Source organism: Haloarcula pellucida, from assembly GCF_014647235.1.
Lineage (GTDB): Archaea > Halobacteriota > Halobacteria > Halobacteriales > Haloarculaceae > Haloarcula > Haloarcula pellucida.
The window spans coordinates 289,796-306,261 of the sequence record NZ_BMOU01000007.1; the positions used below are offsets into that span (position 1 = coordinate 289,796).

General features: G+C 67.2%; 18 protein-coding genes. 10 read left to right on the forward strand and 8 right to left on the reverse strand.

Going from position 1 to position 16,466, the window contains the following annotated elements; all coding sequences use genetic code 11:
• Window positions 1–39: 39 nt before the first annotated feature.
• Window positions 40–2,022: a MutS-related protein gene (locus IEY28_RS19855; RefSeq protein WP_189001989.1), complete on the reverse strand. Its 1,983-nt coding sequence runs from the start codon at window positions 2,020–2,022 to the stop codon at window positions 40–42.
• 129 nt (window positions 2,023–2,151) lie between these two features.
• Between IEY28_RS19855 and IEY28_RS19860 the strand changes: the two genes are divergently transcribed.
• Together IEY28_RS19860 and IEY28_RS19865 are read left to right on the forward strand one after the other, a co-directional pair.
• On the forward strand, window positions 2,152–2,325 hold the full coding sequence (locus IEY28_RS19860) for a hypothetical protein (protein ID WP_166967489.1): 174 nt from the start codon (window positions 2,152–2,154) through the stop codon (window positions 2,323–2,325).
• Between the two features lie 49 nt (window positions 2,326–2,374).
• Window positions 2,375–2,677 carry an amphi-Trp domain-containing protein gene (locus IEY28_RS19865; protein WP_189001909.1) on the forward strand — a complete coding sequence of 101 codons (303 nt, stop codon included), beginning with the start codon at window positions 2,375–2,377 and terminating at the stop codon, window positions 2,675–2,677.
• 22 nt (window positions 2,678–2,699) lie between these two features.
• On the opposite strand, the gene dpsA is transcribed toward IEY28_RS19865, so the two are convergent.
• On the reverse strand, window positions 2,700–3,245 hold the full coding sequence (gene dpsA, locus IEY28_RS19870; protein ID WP_166967492.1) for a DNA starvation/stationary phase protection protein DpsA: 546 nt from the start codon (window positions 3,243–3,245) through the stop codon (window positions 2,700–2,702).
• Window positions 3,246–3,439: 194 nt separating this feature from the next.
• Here dpsA and IEY28_RS19875 point away from each other — a divergent pair, with 194 nt between their 5' ends.
• Window positions 3,440–4,072, forward strand: a complete 633-nt coding sequence (locus tag IEY28_RS19875; protein WP_189001911.1) for a DedA family protein — start codon at window positions 3,440–3,442, stop codon at window positions 4,070–4,072.
• On the opposite strand, the gene IEY28_RS19880 is transcribed toward IEY28_RS19875, so the two are convergent.
• Complete coding sequence (locus IEY28_RS19880) at window positions 4,069–4,800, reverse strand: competence/damage-inducible protein A (RefSeq protein ID WP_189001913.1); 732 nt, start codon at window positions 4,798–4,800, stop codon at window positions 4,069–4,071. The genes IEY28_RS19875 and IEY28_RS19880 overlap by 4 nt on opposite strands.
• Window positions 4,801–4,915: 115 nt before the next feature.
• On the opposite strand from IEY28_RS19880, the gene IEY28_RS19885 reads away from it, so the two are divergent.
• Together IEY28_RS19885 and IEY28_RS19890 are read left to right on the forward strand one after the other, a co-directional pair.
• A complete protein-coding gene (locus IEY28_RS19885) occupies window positions 4,916–5,818 on the forward strand; it encodes a glycosyltransferase family 2 protein (RefSeq protein ID WP_189001915.1) in 903 nt (300 codons plus the stop codon).
• 44 nt (window positions 5,819–5,862) lie between these two features.
• Window positions 5,863–7,677, forward strand: a complete 1,815-nt coding sequence (locus tag IEY28_RS19890) for a prenyltransferase/squalene oxidase repeat-containing protein (protein ID WP_189001917.1) — start codon at window positions 5,863–5,865, stop codon at window positions 7,675–7,677.
• Window position 7,678: 1 nt separating this feature from the next.
• Here IEY28_RS19890 and IEY28_RS19895 read toward each other — a convergent pair whose 3' ends face one another.
• Window positions 7,679–8,356, reverse strand: coding sequence for a TylF/MycF/NovP-related O-methyltransferase (locus IEY28_RS19895; protein WP_189001919.1), 678 nt, complete (start codon window positions 8,354–8,356; stop codon window positions 7,679–7,681).
• Between the two features lie 131 nt (window positions 8,357–8,487).
• Between IEY28_RS19895 and IEY28_RS19900 the strand changes: the two genes are divergently transcribed.
• Together IEY28_RS19900 and IEY28_RS19905 are read left to right on the forward strand one after the other, a co-directional pair.
• The gene (locus IEY28_RS19900) at window positions 8,488–9,492 is read left to right on the forward strand and encodes a methanogenesis marker 12 protein (protein WP_268239461.1); all 1,005 of its coding nucleotides are present in this window, start codon (window positions 8,488–8,490) and stop codon (window positions 9,490–9,492) included.
• Window positions 9,489–10,025 carry a hypothetical protein gene (locus tag IEY28_RS19905; protein ID WP_189001923.1) on the forward strand — a complete coding sequence of 179 codons (537 nt, stop codon included), beginning with the start codon at window positions 9,489–9,491 and terminating at the stop codon, window positions 10,023–10,025. Before IEY28_RS19900 ends, IEY28_RS19905 begins: the two co-directional genes overlap by 4 nt.
• Here the strand turns inward: IEY28_RS19905 and IEY28_RS19910 are convergent, their stop codons facing one another.
• Entirely contained in the window at window positions 10,026–12,110 is a 2,085-nt protein-coding gene (locus IEY28_RS19910) for a (Fe-S)-binding protein (protein ID WP_189001931.1), read from the reverse strand.
• Window positions 12,111–12,254: 144 nt separating this feature from the next.
• Here IEY28_RS19910 and IEY28_RS19915 point away from each other — a divergent pair, with 144 nt between their 5' ends.
• On the forward strand, window positions 12,255–12,875 hold the full coding sequence (locus IEY28_RS19915; protein WP_189001932.1) for a conditioned medium-induced protein 4: 621 nt from the start codon (window positions 12,255–12,257) through the stop codon (window positions 12,873–12,875).
• 42 nt (window positions 12,876–12,917) lie between these two features.
• Entirely contained in the window at window positions 12,918–13,577 is a 660-nt protein-coding gene (locus tag IEY28_RS19920; protein WP_189001934.1) for a CRISPR-associated protein Cas4, read from the forward strand.
• 1 nt (window position 13,578) lies between these two features.
• Here the strand turns inward: IEY28_RS19920 and IEY28_RS19925 are convergent, their stop codons facing one another.
• Genes IEY28_RS19925 through IEY28_RS19935 form a run of 3 tightly spaced genes read right to left on the reverse strand, consistent with a single transcriptional unit; the run spans window position 13,579 to window position 14,977 of the window.
• On the reverse strand, window positions 13,579–14,178 hold the full coding sequence (locus IEY28_RS19925; RefSeq protein ID WP_189001942.1) for an L-threonylcarbamoyladenylate synthase: 600 nt from the start codon (window positions 14,176–14,178) through the stop codon (window positions 13,579–13,581).
• Window position 14,179: 1 nt separating this feature from the next.
• Window positions 14,180–14,692 (reverse strand): redoxin domain-containing protein, encoded by a 513-nt coding sequence (locus IEY28_RS19930; protein ID WP_189001944.1) that lies wholly within the window; start codon window positions 14,690–14,692, stop codon window positions 14,180–14,182.
• Entirely contained in the window at window positions 14,693–14,977 is a 285-nt protein-coding gene (locus tag IEY28_RS19935) for a glutaredoxin family protein (protein WP_189001946.1), read from the reverse strand.
• 91 nt (window positions 14,978–15,068) lie between these two features.
• Between IEY28_RS19935 and IEY28_RS19940 the strand changes: the two genes are divergently transcribed.
• Window positions 15,069–16,466, forward strand: a complete 1,398-nt coding sequence (locus tag IEY28_RS19940; RefSeq protein ID WP_189001948.1) for a hemolysin family protein — start codon at window positions 15,069–15,071, stop codon at window positions 16,464–16,466.

The following is a 16,466-nucleotide window of genomic DNA, read 5'->3' on the forward strand; positions in this document are numbered from 1 at the left end:
ACGTTGAGGCCGGATAGGCAGTCTGCTGTCTACCGGGCATTAGAACTTCTCCAACAACCCCGCGTAGAAGCCGTCCTCGCCGTCGTCGTCGGCCAGTTTCTCGACGATGAGTTCCGGCGTCGAGCGGGCGAGTTGCCCCTTCACGGGCGAGCGGTTCACCCGCAGTTCGCCGTCGACCAGCCCCGCCGCCTGGATGCCGTCGATAGCGAGGTCGGCGTCCGACGCTTCCAGGATGTCCTCGGCGAGGTGCGAGACGAAGACGCCGGTCGCCTCGCGCTCGGTCAGCGATTCGAGGATGCCGGCGATGATGGTCGCCGCCGCGCCGGGTTCCGTGATGGATTCGAGTTCGTCGACCAGCACCATCACCGGCCGGTCGGCCGTGATGTCGGTGACCAACGCCCCGAACTCCCGCAGGGTCGACTCGAAGGCGCCAGCGTCGAGTGTTCCCTGCGTTTTCGCGTGGTAGTGCAGTTCGGCGACGCGGCCGATGCGAGCGGACTCGGCGGGTACCGGCAGCCCCATGTGTGCCAGCGTCGTCACCAGCGCCACCAAATCGAGCGTGGAGGTCTTTCCGCCGCTGTTGACCCCCGAGAGGACGGTGACGCCGTCGACGCCGTAGTCGACCGGTTCGACGGCCTCGAAGGGGACGTCGAGTAGGGGCGAGCGTCCGCCCTCGATGTCGAACCCGCGGTCCTCGGTGATCTCGGGCAGCGTACAGTCGAAGTCGGCGGCAAAGCGGGCGACGGCCAGTTCCACGTCCAGTTCCAGCGCGTTGGCGACCAGTCGCTCGGCGTCGCCCCGCACGTCGGCTAAGTCGTCGGCCAACTCGCGCTTCTGTCGGGTCGCTCGCCGGTCCCGGGCGGCGGTCAGTTCCTCGCGCAGGCGACTCACCACGTCCTCCTGTCGCTCGACGGGGTAGGTCGGTTCGTCGGGGAACGCCCGGCGAGCCATCGTCTCGGTGTCTCGCAGGTCCAGCGCGTCGACGAGGTGGTCGCGGGCCTGTTCGACGGCGGCGGCGTACTCGTCGGCCAGTTCCCGACCCAGCAGCGAGTCGACGCCCGCGCCGCGTTCGACCAGCGAGAGGAGGTCCGTCCCCTCGATGGTCACGTCCCGCTCCTCGATGGCCTCCCGGAGGTGGTCGTTGGCGACGCTCTCGGCCGTGGAGACGGCCGCGTCTAAGTCGTCGACGGCCGTCGCCAGTCGGTCGAGTTCGTCGTCGCCGCGCACGCTCCCGTCTTCCTCCAGTCTGTCGAGTGCGTCGGCGAGCGCGTCGAGGTCACAGGGGGCGTCGAGGCCGGCGACGCGGTGGACCGCCGCGGCGGCGGCCACCCGGTCGCGATTGCGCGCGAAGAAGGTGAGGACGCGCTCGGGGACGACCGACGCGGGCTCTTCCAGCGCGTTCGGTTCGACGCGTACGTCGCCCTCGACGTCGACGCCGGCGAAGGCCTCGTCCAGCGCGACCACCGTCGAGTACGAGCGCGCCAGTTCGGCGAGTTGGCGGGCGTCGTCGACGACTTCGACGCTGACCTCGGGGACGGCCTCTTGGGCCTCGGCGTAGCGTTCGGCGTCGCTGGTCGCCAGACAGCGGTCACGGACCCGCACGTCGCCGGGGTCGGAGAGCGGTTCGACGCCGGAGAGTGCCGCTCGAACGTCGGGGTCCGGTTCTCGGTCCATCGCTCGCTCGGTGAACGCCCGGACCTCCTCGATGCGGCTTCGGACCCCGCTGGGGTACAGCGTCTCCAGTCGCTTCGCGGCGTAGTCGGTGACGGTCCGGGACTGGAGGAGGCCGAGCGCCTCGCGGAAGATCTCGCGGGCCCGCGGCGTCGCGGCGAACCCGCCGGGGTCGTCGTGGTCGGCCCGGATGGCGCCCCGAGCGATGCGGGCGGCCCGCCCCTCGCTGATGCCCGGTGCCTGCGAGAGGGTAGCGACGTCGCCATCGCGCAGGGCTCGTTTGGGGTCGTCGAGTTCCCGCAGCGCCGTGGCCGTCTTGGCCCCGACGCCCGGCACCGATTCGAGTTCCATCTGTCGGCTCATTCGACGCCGACGAGAAAAAACCCCGCGTCGCTCGCTCTCTTCGTCGACGCCGCCCCGCGGCGCGGGCCAAACGAGAAAGGTTATAGTGTTTAGGCAAACCTAAACGAACTGTCGAAGATGGAACCGCAGGCCACGACTGTCGCTGCCGACACGCCGGAGCGTGACGCCGACTCGTCGCCGCAGGTCACGGCGCAGGAGACCGTTCCGGGGCAAGTAGTGTTTACGGCGACCGACAACACGGACGGGTGGATCGCGACCGACCTGACGGTCGACCCCGCGGACGCCCGCTGACTCGAACAGTTCGACAGGCGCTCGACCATCCGAAAGCGAACGACTACCCATGACAGAGACGACAGACGATACGACGACCGACACGGAGAAGACCACGATTACGACCGGACGGAACTTCGAAGAGGAGTACCGACTGCGCGCGGCCGACGCAGGCGAGTTCCTCGTCGACCTCGGCGAGCAACTCCAGGAGAACGACGAACTCACCATCGAGGGCGACGAGTGGGAACTGCCCTTCGCCTTCGGCGAACCGGTGACCGTCGAAATCGACTTCGAGGGCGTCGACGACCCGGAACTCGAAATCGAGATCGAACTCCCCGGCAGCACCGACGAGACCGCGCCCGACGTCAGCTAACGACCGGTCGTCTTTTCGGCCGCTATCGCGTCGCGGATTCGAGGACGAGCGTGTCGTCTTCGAGGTAGTGGTCGATGACGTGAGCGTGTTCCTCTAAGTCGAGGAGTTGCTGCCGGAGCATCTCCCCCGTGGCGTGGTCGCCGAGGTTCTCGGCCAGTCCGATGTGGTCGCGGTAGCTCTCGATGATGTCGCCGTACATCTCCAGATCGTTCGCCAGCGACGTCCGGATGTCGTAGACGTCTTCGTCTTCGGCCTCGACGGTCGCGGCCTCCGCGAGGGCCGGCATGCCGGCGTGTGGGACGCCGCCGAGCGCCTGAATCCGTTCGGCCACGTCGTCGGCGGCCTCCTCGACGTCCTCGTAGGCCTCCTGTAGCCAGACGTGGATGTCGTGGTGTTCGGCACCCTCGACGTTCCAGTGATGCTTGTGCAGCTGGTGGTAGAGGACGTACGCGTCCGCGAGGTCCCGATTCAGCGCGCCGACGATCTGTTCGGCCTTATCGGTATCGAGGCGGACCGGGTTTTCCTCGACGGTGTCTGCGGTTCGACGGGTGAGTCGTTCCGTTGCCATGGCAAATGTCAACAACACACTCAGAACACTAAACAGTTCTGTGCGGCTCGCCTCGTGCGGTTTCTCCTTCGGGTCGGTTCCGTGCGGGAGACGTGCATTTGCTGGCCACGACCGCGGTCAGTGGTGCCCACGTCCGACCGGGCCGACGGGTGATGCAGAAAACATATGTCGGCGTTGGCCGCCTTGAGAGATAGATGGCGACAGACGCCACCGACGTTCGCGGCCCGGTCCGGACCTTCGCGGAGGACTACGGCCTGCTCGTCGTCGCAGGCCTCTTTGCCGTCCTCGGCGTCGCCGGCATCGCGCTGTACGTCTTCGGCGATACGGCCTACGCCCAGCGATTGCTGGAGCGCTACGGGTTACTGGCGCTGTTTTTCGTCTTCGTCCTCGAAGGCGCGATGTTGCTCTACTTCGCCCCCAGCGAGGGGCTCGTTCCGGCGGCCGTCGCCGTCCTCGCGCGGACCGCTGGCGGCTACGACTTCCCGGCCGTCGCGGCCATCCTCCTCGTGGCCGTTCTGGGCGCCACGGCCGGCCAGACCGCGCTCTTCCTGTTGGCGAAGCGCGGCGGCCGCGAGTGGCTCTTAGACCGGCCGTGGTTCCGCGTCGACGAGGCCCAGATGGACCGCTTCGGGGCGATGTTCGACCGCTTCGGCCTGCTTGCGGTGCCGCTGTCGAACACGCTCCTGTTCACGCGCGGGATGCTGACGGTGCCCGCCGGCGTCGCCGGGATGGAGACCAAGCGATTCGTCCCGCTGTCGGCGCTCGGCACACTCTCGTTCGAGATACTCCTCGCCGCGGCGGCGATGGGCGTGCTCGAACTGCTCTAATCGACCGTCTCGATGCGTTCGTAGAGCCACGCTGCCGCCCGTTCGACGCTCTCGGGGTCGTCGCCGGTCACTTTCACCCGGCCCGGCGTGTCGTCGTTCCGGGGGTAGCTCCCGACGGCGACGCCGAACCGCTCGCGGGCCTCTGTGACGACGCCGACGACGGCGCCCTCGGGGGCGGGCGTGTGGAGCGTCTCGGTGGTCCGGTCGCCGCCGAACTCCTCGGCGACGGTGGCGAACATCGCCTTCAGTTCCTCGGGGATGCCCGGCATGACGTAGACGCCGTCAAGCACACAGCCAGCGGCGAAGCTCTCGTCGGTCAACAGCGGTTCGGCCCCGTCGGGGACGCTCGCCCACGCGTCCAAATCGAGGTCCATGTCGTAGCGGTCGACCATCTCGGGATTCTCGTCGGCGAACCGCTCGGCCTTCGCTTCGAGGTGAGCGCGGACGTCCTCGGGGACGACCACCTCGCGGTCGAACGCCCGTGCGACCGCCGCCTTCGTCACGTCGTCGGGGGTCCCACCGATGCCGCCGGTGACGACGACGGCGTCGAAGGCGTCGTGATACCGGGCGACGGCGTCCGCGATGACAGCCTCCTCGTCGGGAACCGTAAGCACCCGCGTGACCGTCGCGCCCGCGTCGCTCAACTGCCGGGCCAGCCACGTCGCGTTCGTGTTCGCCGTATCGCCCGAGAGCAGTTCGTCGCCGACGGTGACCAGCGCTACGTCCATATCGGTCGGTGGTGCGCGAGCGAAGTAAGGGTTGGCTCGGGCGGCCGGCGTCGAGCGTTGTGTTCTGTCCGAGTGCGGTTAGTTTTTCCCCCCGGGCGAAAACGACAAACTTGAGATGGTCAGCGTCATCCTGCCGACCAGAGAGTGGACCGACGCCTGTGCGGACCTCGCCGACCAGGTCGGCCCCGACGACGAACTGCTCGTCGTCTGTGACCACGCTTCGGACCCGGTCGCCGAGCGGTCGACGCCCGCCAACACCGACGTGCTGATCGCCGGCGACCCGGAGGGCTGCTCGGGGAAGTGCAACGCCGTTGCGACCGGATTGGCGGCCGCGACGGACGACGTCATCGTCTGTACCGACGACGACTTCGACCACGGGCCGGGGTGGCTGGACCACGTTGTCGCGGGCGTCGAGGAGCACGGTGCGGTCACGTCCGTGCCAATGTTCGCGAGCGAGGGGTTGTTCGGGCAGTTCCTCGAAGGGCCGAGTCACCTCCTCCACCTCCCGGTGTTCCTGCTGGGAGCGGAACTGTGGGGCGGCACCGCCTGCTTCCACCGCGACGAGGTGGACGTACCGGCCCTCGTCGCGGACCTGCGCCGGACCGTCAGCGACGACGTCCTCATGGGCGAACACATAGACGCCGTCCACGGCGACCTCTCGCTGGCCCGCGAGATAACCGTCGAGGGGTCCGTTCGGAGTTCGCTCCACCGCTCGGTTCGCTTTACCCGGAACATGCTGTTTACCGATCCGCTGGCGCTCGTCGCGATGTTTCTGGTCGTGGCACTCGTCGCCGTCGGCACGGTGCTCGTGCCACTCCTGACGGGTGTGATCACGACTGCCGTCGTCGGGGCCGCCTACGCGGTCGCGGGGTTCGACCGCTGGACGTTCCTGCTCGCGTGGCCGGGCTTTCTCCTCCTCGGCGCCTGTCTCGCCTACGGCGTCGTGCAACCGGAGTTCGAGTGGGGCGGCCGGCGCTACCGCTGGACCGGCCAGTTCTCCGTCGACGTTCTCGATTGATACGCACCGGTACGGTTTAATACAACTCTATCGAATTATAACTGATGTCTGAGATCCCGTCCGACACGTCGGCGGCGGCAGTCGAGGACGCCGTCACGGCGGCACGTACGGCGCTGTTCGAGGCCTCGTCGTATCGGAGCGACCACTGGGAAGCGGACTGCTCGCTCGGCCCAGACGGTATCGGGGACGTCCGCTTTACGATTCACTACGCGCTTACGCTTACGCGACTCCGCGTCGACGCGGCGGCGCGTGACCGCGCCGTCGAGTACGCCCTGTCCCGACGGGCCGACGACGGCGGGTGGGGCGATGCGGCGGCGAACTTCGGCGGTCGGCTGTTACTGGACGTGCTACCGGGCGACTACGGGGACGAACGCGCGGCCGTCGAGGCCGAAATCGAACGCGAAGGGATGCGGCTGGTCCCCGAGGACCCCGACGACCTGACGTTCCCGCTGTTTCGGATGCAGCGGTTCTACGCCCTGATGAGCGACGAGTACGCCGTCGAGACGCTGTTCCCGAACGACGAACACCTCCAGATCGGTCGCATCCTCTGGCAGACGCCGGGCATCGACGACGGCGGCGTCGACTACGAGCGCCACACCGTCCACCCTCACGCCATCGACGCGTTGCTGGTGACGGCCGTCCTCGGCGGAGCCATCGAGTCCCAGCGCCCCGACGGCGAGGACGTCGACACCGACCTTCCGGTCGAGGTGCTACTCGACCGACGGCTCCGCTCGGGCAACTGGAAGACGAGTCCGGACAACGTCTTCGCGGTGCTGGCGCTGTCGGAGGCCGGCTACGACCCCGACGGCCCCGAACTCCGGCCGGCGCTTGACTGGCTTCGAGAGCAGCGACTCACCGACGAGGGATGCATCGTCCAGTACCGGCTCTCCGTCTGGGACACGGCGTGGGCGCTCCAGGCGTTGTTCGAGGCGGGCGCCGACCCCGAAACCCCCGAGGTGGCCGACGCACTGGACTGGCTCGAAGACGCCACATCGACCGACGAGGCTGTACTCGACCGCGACCCGGCGCAGTTCCGCGAACACTTCGGGTCCGGGTGGGGGTTCCGCCCGGCGATGTACGCCGACTGGGACGACACCGCGGCGGCGCTGACGGCCCTCGCCCGCGGCGACCGGCCCGTCGACGACGCGGCCGTCCAGTTCCTCGTCGAGGCCCAGCGGAGCGACGGCGCGTGGTCGGGGTTCCTCACGGACTTCGACCCGCTCCCCGACGCTATCGCCGAGGTGCTCCGTCAGCAGGCCGGCGAGGAGACGTACGAACTCCTCTTTGCCAGTCCGGCCTGTCCAGACGTCACTGGTCACGCGCTAGAGGCACTCGGCGAATACGGCTACACTGCCGCCGACGCCGTCGTCGCCGACGCCCTCGACTATCTGGAGCGGTCGGTCACCGACGCCGACATGTGGATGGGCGTCTGGGGTGACGGCTACACCTACGGGACGAGTCGCGTCCTCGTCGGACTGGACGCCGTGGGTGAGACCGACCGCGACGTGGTCGCCGACGCCGTCGACGCCCTCCTCGCCGCCCAGAACGACGACGGCGGGTGGGGCGAGCGGTCGAACTACTCGCTGACCGCCGACGTGGACGCCCTCGACTACCGCGTGGCACCGTCGACGGCGGAACAGACGGCGTGGGCGGTACAGGGCCTCCTCGCGGCAGGCGTCGACGCCGACCACTCTGCGGTCCGCGCCGGCGTCGAGTGGCTACTGTCTGCACAGGGCGAGGACGGGCGGTGGGAGCCGACACGAGTGATGTACAACAAGGGAGCGCCCCGCTATCTCGCGCCGGCGGTCACGCAGACGGCCGCGTTGCAGGCGCTCGCGGCGTACGACCGCGCCCGGTAGGTCACTGCTTCCGGACGTACCCGTGGGCCTGATTCTCGCCGCAGGCGAGGACGGCGACCTCCTCGGGTCTGTCGGCGAAGAACTCGTCACAGGCCTCCTTGACGCCCGGGAGGATGTCGTGGTGGTCGAGCACCGACGGGTCGACGTAGTCGTCGACGACGACGATGGCGCCCTCCGCCAGCCGCGGATAGACGGCCTCCAGACTCGTCAGCACGGAGTCGTAGAAGTCGCCGTCGAGGTGGGCGTAGGCGATGGTTTCGGGGAGTTCCTCGGGGAGCGTCTCCTCGAACCACCCCTCGTGGACCGTCGGGTGGGCGGCGTCGAACGCGTCGAACCGGTCGCGCAACTCCTCGACCGTCGCATAGCAGAACCCCTCTTCGAGCGGCGCGTCGCCGTCGGCCTCGCTTTTGGGCGGTAGCCCCTCGAAGGAGTCGTAGACGTGGAGGTCCCGGGCCGGCGCGTAGTGGGCCAGCACTCGCTGGAACAGGACGGCGCTCGTCCCGCGGAAGCAACCGAGTTCGACCACGTCCCCGGGCACGTCGGCGAGGAGGGTCTGCCGGAGCAGGTGGAAGTGGTTGCTGAGCTGGGCCTCGTTGGTCATCGCCATCTCGTCGGCGTCGGCCAGGTCTTTGACGACCACGCTGTCCATCGACGGTGCCGGCTCTGCGGCGGTCTTCATACGCCGTGGTAGTCGGTGACTCCCAGATAATTCCACCGGATACTGCCGGGGTACAACGTCTGGCTTCACGATCGAAAACTTTACTCTATCTAGAAAAAAGTTTAAAGTAACAATCACGACGACGTGGATATATGTTTGTCGGGATAGACCACTCTACGACCGGTATGAAGGTCGCTGTCGTCGACGAAGACGGCGAGCGGACAGGTTCGTTCAAGATAGAGCGCTCGGCGGACGACCCGTTCGACTGGTCGTTCCTCGACATCCTCGCCGACCACGTCGCCGTCGAGGACGTCGAGATGGCGGCTATCGGCTACAGTTACGGGGACGGGTTCTCCTCGATCACCGACATCGAGTCCATCGAGGGTCGCGGGGTGGTCGACCACATCGGCGCGGGCCACAGTTTCGGCACCGGGACGCTGGTCTACGACGAACTGAAACGCTCTGCCGTCCCGACGGTCTGTTTCCCGGGGGTCCACGACGACCTCCCCTCGCTCCATCCGTACTTCCGGCACTACTCGAACCTGACCGGTGCCGATAAGGTCGCGATGACGCGCTACGCGAAACGGCGTCTCGACGAATGGGAGGACGGCGCCGACCACTTCATCGCCGCCAACACGAGTTCCTCCTCGATGGCGACGCTGGTTCAGGACGGCGAGATTCGGGGCGCGTTCACGTGGCTGGCGCTCATCCACGCCCACCCGGACATGGAGATGCTGCGACGACTGCGCGACGGCGATCAGGACTACCACGACTGTTACATGCAGTCCGGGGTGTTGGCACAGCGTGACTACGACTTCGAGGCGGTGAAGGGGACGCCCGACCCGGAACTGCTGGAGATGGCCTACTGGGCGACGCTGAACCACGTCTACGCCTGCCTCCCGTTCGCCCGCCACGTCCACGACGACCCGCTCGAAGCCATCGTCCTCAGCGGCCGCCTCAGCCGAATCGAGGACCCGATAGACGTTCGTGGTCGTCTCACCGACGCCTTCGAGGACATCGCCCCGACCCACGTCTCCGAGCGGTTCGGCACGGCGACGGGGGCGGCGCTCATCGCTCGGGACGCTGCCGTCGGCGCCGACGACGTGCTGGGCATCCCCGTCGGCGAAGTCCCACGGCGGGCGGAGGTATCGGTATGACCGAGGTGTTCCTCGCCGGCCCCATCGACTTTCAGGACGTAGAGACCATCGTCGACTACCGCCTGACTATCCGCGACCGGTTGCGCGAGGCGGGGTTCGAACCGGTCGATCAGTACTCCGCGGCGCTGGAACTGGTCGCCGAGACGGACGGCGTGGCCGAGATCGGCGAGCGGTTGGACGAGTTGCCCGACGAGCCCTACCTCGACGCCGTCTCCCACGCTGTCGCCGCCACGTCGTTCGAGGACGTCCTCGCCGACCCGTCGCTCGTCCCCGAACACACGCCCCCCGAGGTGGTCACCGACATCGTCGAACGGGACCTCTCACTGGTCGCCGACAGCGACGCCTTCCTCGCGTATCTCCCCGACCCGTCCTGTGGCACGATGGCCGAACTGCTACACGCGGTCCGGTGTGACCATCCGACCGTCGTCGTCAGCGAGACGCCCCCGCACTTCGTCCAGTACTACGCCGATGCGACCTGTCCGACTGCCGAGGAGGCCATCGAGACGCTTTCGGAACGGCTCGCGACGGTCTGACTACGTGCCGGCGTCGACCGCCTCAGCCAGCAGTTCGGTGAGGCCGACGATTTCGATGTCGTCTTCGTAGCCGCCGGTCTTGCGGCCGTCCTCGTACATCGTCATGCACATCGGGCAGGCGACGACGAACTTCTCGACGCGCTCGCCGGCGTCCGTGTCTTCGAGCGCCTCGCGCAGGCGTTCCTCGCTGGGTTTGGTCTCCTCCTCGAAGTCCATCCACAGGCCGCCGCCACCGCCACCACAGCAAAACGAATCGGCGCGGTTGCGCGGCATCTCGTAGCGGTCGCATCCGGTGGCGTCCACGAGGTCACGCGGGGCCTCGAACACGTCGTTGTACCGTCCGAGGTGACAGGGGTCGTGGTAGGTGACGGTGTAGTCGAGTTCGTCGCCGCGGAGGCCCAGCGAGCCCGATTCCGCGAGGTCGGCGACGACCTGCGTGTAGTGGAACACGTCCGACTCGTCCCACTCGCAGGCCTCGAACTCGGGGTACTCGTTCGTGAAGGTGTTGTAGGAGTGCGGGTCAGTCGTCACGATGGACTCGAACTCGCAGTCACCGATGGCGGCGGCGTTGTCCTCGACGAGCATCTCGTAGAGACCCTCTTCGCCGACCCGTCGTACGTCGTTGCCGTCGGTCTGTTCGGCCTCGTAGAGGATGCCGTACTCGACGCCGGCCGCCTCGAAGACGCGGGCGAGCGCTTTCGCCACCTGCTGGTTGCGCTCGTCGTAACTCGGGTAGTCGCCGACGTACCAGAGGTACTCCACCGACTGGTCACGGGCGTCTGGCACGTCGAAGTCCAGGTCGTCGGTCCAGTCCGGGCGCTTGCGTTCGGGGTCGCCGAAGGTGTTGCCGTGCTGGAACACGTTCATCATGGCGTCCTGTACGTGTTCGTCCATCTCACCGGACTCGGTGAGCCGTCGGTTCATCTCGGTGAACTGCGTGACGTGTTCGATGTCCACCGGACAGGCGTCCATGCAGGCCATACAGGACATACAGGACTCCATCGTGTGGGCGTCGATGACGCTCGTCCCGCCGTCGGCGACGATGGGGACGTCCTCGCCGCCGGCGTCCCGGTCCTCGCGGTACCGTTTCAGGTCCAGAATCACGTTTCGGGGGTCCAGCGGCCGTCCCGCCTCCTTCGCGGGACAGACCGACGAACACCGGCCGCACTTCGTGCAGGCGTCGTGGTCCAACAACTGCTTCCACGAGAAGTCGTCTATCTCGCTGGGACCGATGTCCTCGGGGGCGGCGTCGGCGGGCACACCCGGCAGGCGGACGCCGGCCTTCTCGTCGCGGGCCACGAGATTCCCGAACGACGAGAGCATGTGGAACGGCTTGGCGTAGGGAATCCACGCGACGAACCACAGGGCGACCAGCGAGTGACTCCACCAGACGAAGGGGTAGGCCCCGGCGGCCATCTCGGGGGTCATGCCGGCCAGTAAGAGCACGTCTCTGACGAACCACCCGACGAAACTCACCGTCTCGAAGGAGACGTCACGCACCGTCGACGTCCCCAGTATTCGGACGCCCTCGGTGAGGTAGCCGCCGACGCCCAGCACGAACAGCGCCCCCAGAAACAGGTCGTCCTCGCGGGAGGTGTGCCGGTCGTGGAGTCGCTCCATCCGGCGGCCGTAGCGCCGCCAGAGGGCCACGCCGACGCCGACGACGAACAGCAGGCCCATCGCGTCCATCACGAAGGAGTACGAGAGATAGAACCGACCGACGAAGAACGAGTCGCCGGTCAGCGGCCGGTAGAGGTCCATGTCGATACCGAGAATCGTCGTCCCGATGAGCAGGGTCAGAAAGCCCCAGACGACGAAGGCGTGCATCACGCCCGCCACGGTGTCCCGGTCCAGTTGCTTGCGGTTCGAGAGCGCCAACCGGGCCGCCGTGAACACCCGGTCCGGGAGGTTGTCCACTCGGTCGAACGGGTCCTCGCTTCCGCGTGCGTATCGAGAGACGCGGCCGTAGACGCCGTACAGGAAGACGAGAATCGACAGCGCGGCCAGATAGTAAAAGAGGACCTTCCCCACGGGACCGATACGCCAGAACGTCGGCCGCGTGGTCGTCTGCAGCGCGAATGACATACCCTACCACGAGACACGCTGACACTTGAAACTTGGCACGAACCGCCGCCGTCTCCGAGAATTTATAAACGGTTGAAAGTTTCTGGCAGAATCCCGTCGCCCACCAAACAACTATATACCTCGGCGGTGGAAGGTACCGGTCCGATGGACGAGAAGACCGAAGAACTCCGTGACATCTTCATGGACGTCGCCGAGGAGGGGACGGTCACGGAGTCCCAAGAGGCCACACACGGGTCGCTGACCGACGTCGACGAGTCGACGGTCGCGGACCGACTCGCGGACGTGGTCGCCCGGATGCGGGACCGCTATGCGTTCCGCACCGACCTTGACGACGACGCGCTGGTATCGATCGTCCGGGGTTTCTACGACGGTGACGGGGACGACGACATCGCGGCGGACCTCGGCGTCGGCGAGTCGGCGGTGTTCGAGGCCCGTCTCGATCTCCACCTCCTGCGCGAGGCCGACGACGCCGACGTCGAGTTCGACATGGCGGCGTTCCGCCGGCAGGCCGTCGACGGCGCGACGGTGGACGAACTGGCCGAGACGTTCGCCGTCGACGCCGACACTGCCGCCCACTACCGCCGCATCGTCGAGACACAGGCCGCCAGTCGTCAGGTGAGTCACCGCTTCCAGAGCGAGTTCGAGGACGTCCTCACCGACGCCGGCCTCGCGACACAGATGACCGCCGCCGTCCGCGAGAGCGGCCTCGACGAGGCGACCGAGGACATCGACTCGCTGGACTCGGACGCCGACATCTCGATGTAGGCCGGCGAAGCTTTTTGACCGAACACGGGGCCAGCGGCGGCTATGGCCGACCACACCTTCCGTGAGTTGGAAACCGCGGCCTACTGCCCGCGAAAGCTCTACTACCGCCGCCGCGACGGTCCGCCGGACGTCCCCGAGGGCGTCGGCGCGATACGTGACCTCGCGTTCGACTACGACCGACTCCTGACCGACGACGCCGCACTGCTGACCGCGCCTATCGAGGTCGACCCGACCACCGTCCGGGAGCGTCTCCGTGCCGCTCGCGACCGTCTCGACGACTGGGACGCACTCGCCGACCCCGCCGACCGGGACGTCTACCTCTCGGGGACGGACGCTCGCGGCGTCGCGCACAAACTCGTCCGAACGGACGCCGGCCCGGTCCCGTCGCTCGTCTTCGCCGGGAAGCCGCCCGAACAGGGCGTCTGGGAGCCACAGACGGTTCGACTGGTCGCGGCGGCGAAGGCGCTCTCGTGGGGCTGTGAACGGCCCGTCGAGCGTGCGTACGCGGAGTACCCCGCCCACGGTATCGTCCGGGACGTCGAACTGACCGCTCGGCGAACGGGAATCTACCGACGGGCGCTTCGGACGGCCCAGAGCATCGATGGACCACCCGCCCGGACCGACAATGACGCGAAGTGTGGCCCCTGCGAGTACCGCGAGGACTGCGGGGTGCGGACGCGCTCGCTCCGCTCGCTGCTGTGAGTCAGTGCTCGGCCAGCCACGTCTCGACGGCGTCGGCGCGGACGCCTCGACGGTGAATGGTCCCGGCCGACACGTCCACGACGGTCGACCCGGTACCGCCGGGCGTCTCGCCCGCGTCGAGGACGACGGCGGCCTCGTCCCGAATCGCGTCTAACTCCTCGACGATGCGGGCGCTGGGGTTGCCAGAGACGTTCGCGCTGGTCGCCGTCAGCGGCGCCACTCGCTCCAGCAACGCCAGCGCGACCGGGTGGTCCGGCACGCGCACCCCGACCCGCGACTCGCCAGCGGTCAGCACGTCCGGCACCGCCTCGCGGCGCGCGACCACGACGGTGACGGGGCCGGGGAGGAACTCACGCATGAACCGTTCCTCGCGCTCGGTCGGGCGGGTGTACTCGAGTGCGGTGTCCACGTCGGGCACCGCCATAGAGACGGGCTTGTCCCGCGCCCGCCCCTTCGCCTCGAACACTCGCTCGACGGCATCGGAGTCGCTCGCGTCGGCGGCTAGCCCGTACACCGTCTCCGTCGGGTACACCACGAGGTCGCCGTCGCGGATAGCCGCCGCTGCGGCCTCGAAATCGTCCTCGTCTGGTTCCTCGGACATGTTACAACTGGGCTTCGACTGCGTCGTAGTCGGGGAAGGAGGGCCACTCCTCGCCGACCCACGCGTACTCGATTGTCCGATCCGAGTCGAGGACGAACACGGCCGGGCGCGGTTCCGCGAGGCCCGTCATCCCGTCTAAGTCCATGGCGATACCGTACTGCTCGGCGACGCCGTTGGCCGGGTCCGAATAGAGCCGATGGTCGCCCTCGATGTCGCGCTCTTCGAGCAGGTCCTTGTGGGCGTAGGGCGTCGAGATGGAGAGGCCGACGACGGTGGCCTGCTCGTGCCACCCGCGGTCGCGAATCTCGTTCCAGACGTACGTCGCCGGGAACGCGCCGTCCATCGCGTGGAACACGAGGACGACGGGCCCCTCGCTTTCGGCGCACAGCTCCGAGAGGGCGACGTCTTCCCAGAACTCGTCGTTGACCAGCGGCCGGGTGAACTCCGGCGCTTTCTCGCCTTCCGCGGGGTGGTCGGCTTCGCCCAGGCCGACGACGTCGAAGTCGAGGTCCATCTAGACACCCCCCTCCCCGCGCTCGCTTTGTGGCCGCTCCCCGTACGTCCGCTCCAGATACTCGACGATGTTGGCGCTCTCGCTCATCGTGACGCCCGTGTTCTCGTCGACGATGGCGGGGACCGTCCGTTTCCCCGAGAGGCGCTTGACCACGTCCCGTTCGGAGTGCATCGGCTCGATGAACCGCGAGCGATACTCCAGCCCGTGTTCGTGGAGTTTCCGTACGACGCGTTCACAGAACGGGCACGCCTGCAACCGGTAGAGCGTGATGGTGGGGTCGCTCATATGGCGCTGCTATGCCGGAGAGTCGGGTAAGGGCTTCGGCGAGTGGGCCATGACAAGCCTTAATCCCCGGGACTGACAATTTCGACCGTCGATGGCCCTGGACCCACCTGTGACGTTCGCGCTGTCCGATACGATGCTCCAGACCTACGAGGTCGCCGGCATCGGAATTCCGCAGAGTGCCGTATTGGTCGGTGGCGTCGTTTCGATCTTCTTCCTCATCTTGCTCTCGGCGTTCTTTTCGTCCTCGGAGATCGCCATGTTCTCGCTGCCCGCCCACCGGACGGAGGCGCTCGTCGAGGACGGCGTTCCCGGATCGAAGACGCTCAAACACCTCAAGTCCGACCCGCACCGACTGTTGGTGACCATCCTCGTCGGCAACAACATGGTCAACATCGCGATGTCTTCCATCGCCACGGGGCTGCTCGCGATGTATCTCACGCAGGGGCAGGCCGTCGCGGTCGCCACCTTCGGTATCACCGCCATCGTCCTCCTGTTCGGTGAGAGCGCCCCGAAGAGCTACGCCGTCGAGAACACGGAATCGTGGGCGCTGACCATCGCTCGCCCGCTGAAAGTTGCCGAGAAGGCGCTGCTCCCGCTCATCCTGCTGTTCGACTACCTGACTCGCGTCGTCAACAAGATCACCGGCGGCCGCTCGGCCATCGAGACCTCCTACGTCACCCGCGAGGAGATTCAGGACATCATCGAGACGGGCGAACGCGAAGGCGTCCTCGACGAGGAGGAACGAGAGATGCTCCAGCGCACCCTCCGGTTCAACGACACTATCGCCAAGGAGGTCATGACGCCACGACTCGACATGACCGCCGTCGCGAAAGACGACTCGGTGCGCGAGGCGCTAGAGACCTGTATCCAGAGCGGCCACGCACGCCTGCCGGTCTACGAGGGGAGTCTGGACAACGTCATCGGCGTCGTCCACATCCGCGACCTCGTTCGTGACCTCAACTACAGCGAGGCCATCCCCGAGGACATCGTCCTGGAGGACCTCATCGAACCAACGCTGCACGTCCCCGAGTCGAAGAACGTCGACGACCTCCTGACCGAGATGCGGGCCGAACGGATGCACATGGTCATCGTCATCGACGAGTTCGGGACCACCGAAGGCCTGGTCACGATGGAGGACCTCACCGAGGAGATCGTCGGCGAGATCCTCGAAGGCGAGGAAGAAGAGCCCATCGAGTACGTCGACGACGACACGGTGACGGTCAAAGGCGAGGTCAACATCGAGGAGGTCAACGAGGCGCTGGAACTGGACCTCCCGGAGGGCGAGGAGTTCGAGACCATCGCCGGCTTCATCTTCAACCGTGCCGGCCGCCTCGTCGAGGAGGGCGAGACCATCACCTACGACGGCGTCGAGATTCGCGTCGAACAGGTCGAGAACACGCGCATCATGAAGGCCCGCGTCGTCCGCCTCGACGAGGAGGAAGCCGACACAGACGTCGACGGCAACACCGAGGAAGCCCAGCCGGAGTAA

Bases quoted from the DNA above. Each gene is read 5' to 3' on its own strand.
- IEY28_RS19855 (WP_189001989.1), bottom strand. From the start codon at position 2,022: ATGGAACTCGAATCGGTGCCGGGCGTCGGGGCCAAGACGGCCACGGCG.
- IEY28_RS19860 (WP_166967489.1), top strand. From the start codon at position 2,152: ATGGAACCGCAGGCCACGACTGTCGCTGCCGACACGCCGGAGCGTGAC.
- IEY28_RS19865 (WP_189001909.1), top strand. From the start codon at position 2,375: ATGACAGAGACGACAGACGATACGACGACCGACACGGAGAAGACCACG.
- dpsA (WP_166967492.1), bottom strand. From the start codon at position 3,245: ATGGCAACGGAACGACTCACCCGTCGAACCGCAGACACCGTCGAGGAA.
- IEY28_RS19875 (WP_189001911.1), top strand. From the start codon at position 3,440: ATGGCGACAGACGCCACCGACGTTCGCGGCCCGGTCCGGACCTTCGCG.
- IEY28_RS19880 (WP_189001913.1), bottom strand. From the start codon at position 4,800: ATGGACGTAGCGCTGGTCACCGTCGGCGACGAACTGCTCTCGGGCGAT.
- IEY28_RS19885 (WP_189001915.1), top strand. From the start codon at position 4,916: ATGGTCAGCGTCATCCTGCCGACCAGAGAGTGGACCGACGCCTGTGCG.
- IEY28_RS19890 (WP_189001917.1), top strand. From the start codon at position 5,863: ATGTCTGAGATCCCGTCCGACACGTCGGCGGCGGCAGTCGAGGACGCC.
- IEY28_RS19895 (WP_189001919.1), bottom strand. From the start codon at position 8,356: ATGAAGACCGCCGCAGAGCCGGCACCGTCGATGGACAGCGTGGTCGTC.
- IEY28_RS19900 (WP_268239461.1), top strand. From the start codon at position 8,488: ATGTTTGTCGGGATAGACCACTCTACGACCGGTATGAAGGTCGCTGTC.
- IEY28_RS19905 (WP_189001923.1), top strand. From the start codon at position 9,489: ATGACCGAGGTGTTCCTCGCCGGCCCCATCGACTTTCAGGACGTAGAG.
- IEY28_RS19910 (WP_189001931.1), bottom strand. From the start codon at position 12,110: ATGTCATTCGCGCTGCAGACGACCACGCGGCCGACGTTCTGGCGTATC.
- IEY28_RS19915 (WP_189001932.1), top strand. From the start codon at position 12,255: ATGGACGAGAAGACCGAAGAACTCCGTGACATCTTCATGGACGTCGCC.
- IEY28_RS19920 (WP_189001934.1), top strand. From the start codon at position 12,918: ATGGCCGACCACACCTTCCGTGAGTTGGAAACCGCGGCCTACTGCCCG.
- IEY28_RS19925 (WP_189001942.1), bottom strand. From the start codon at position 14,178: ATGTCCGAGGAACCAGACGAGGACGATTTCGAGGCCGCAGCGGCGGCT.
- IEY28_RS19930 (WP_189001944.1), bottom strand. From the start codon at position 14,692: ATGGACCTCGACTTCGACGTCGTCGGCCTGGGCGAAGCCGACCACCCC.
- IEY28_RS19935 (WP_189001946.1), bottom strand. From the start codon at position 14,977: ATGAGCGACCCCACCATCACGCTCTACCGGTTGCAGGCGTGCCCGTTC.
- IEY28_RS19940 (WP_189001948.1), top strand. From the start codon at position 15,069: ATGGCCCTGGACCCACCTGTGACGTTCGCGCTGTCCGATACGATGCTC.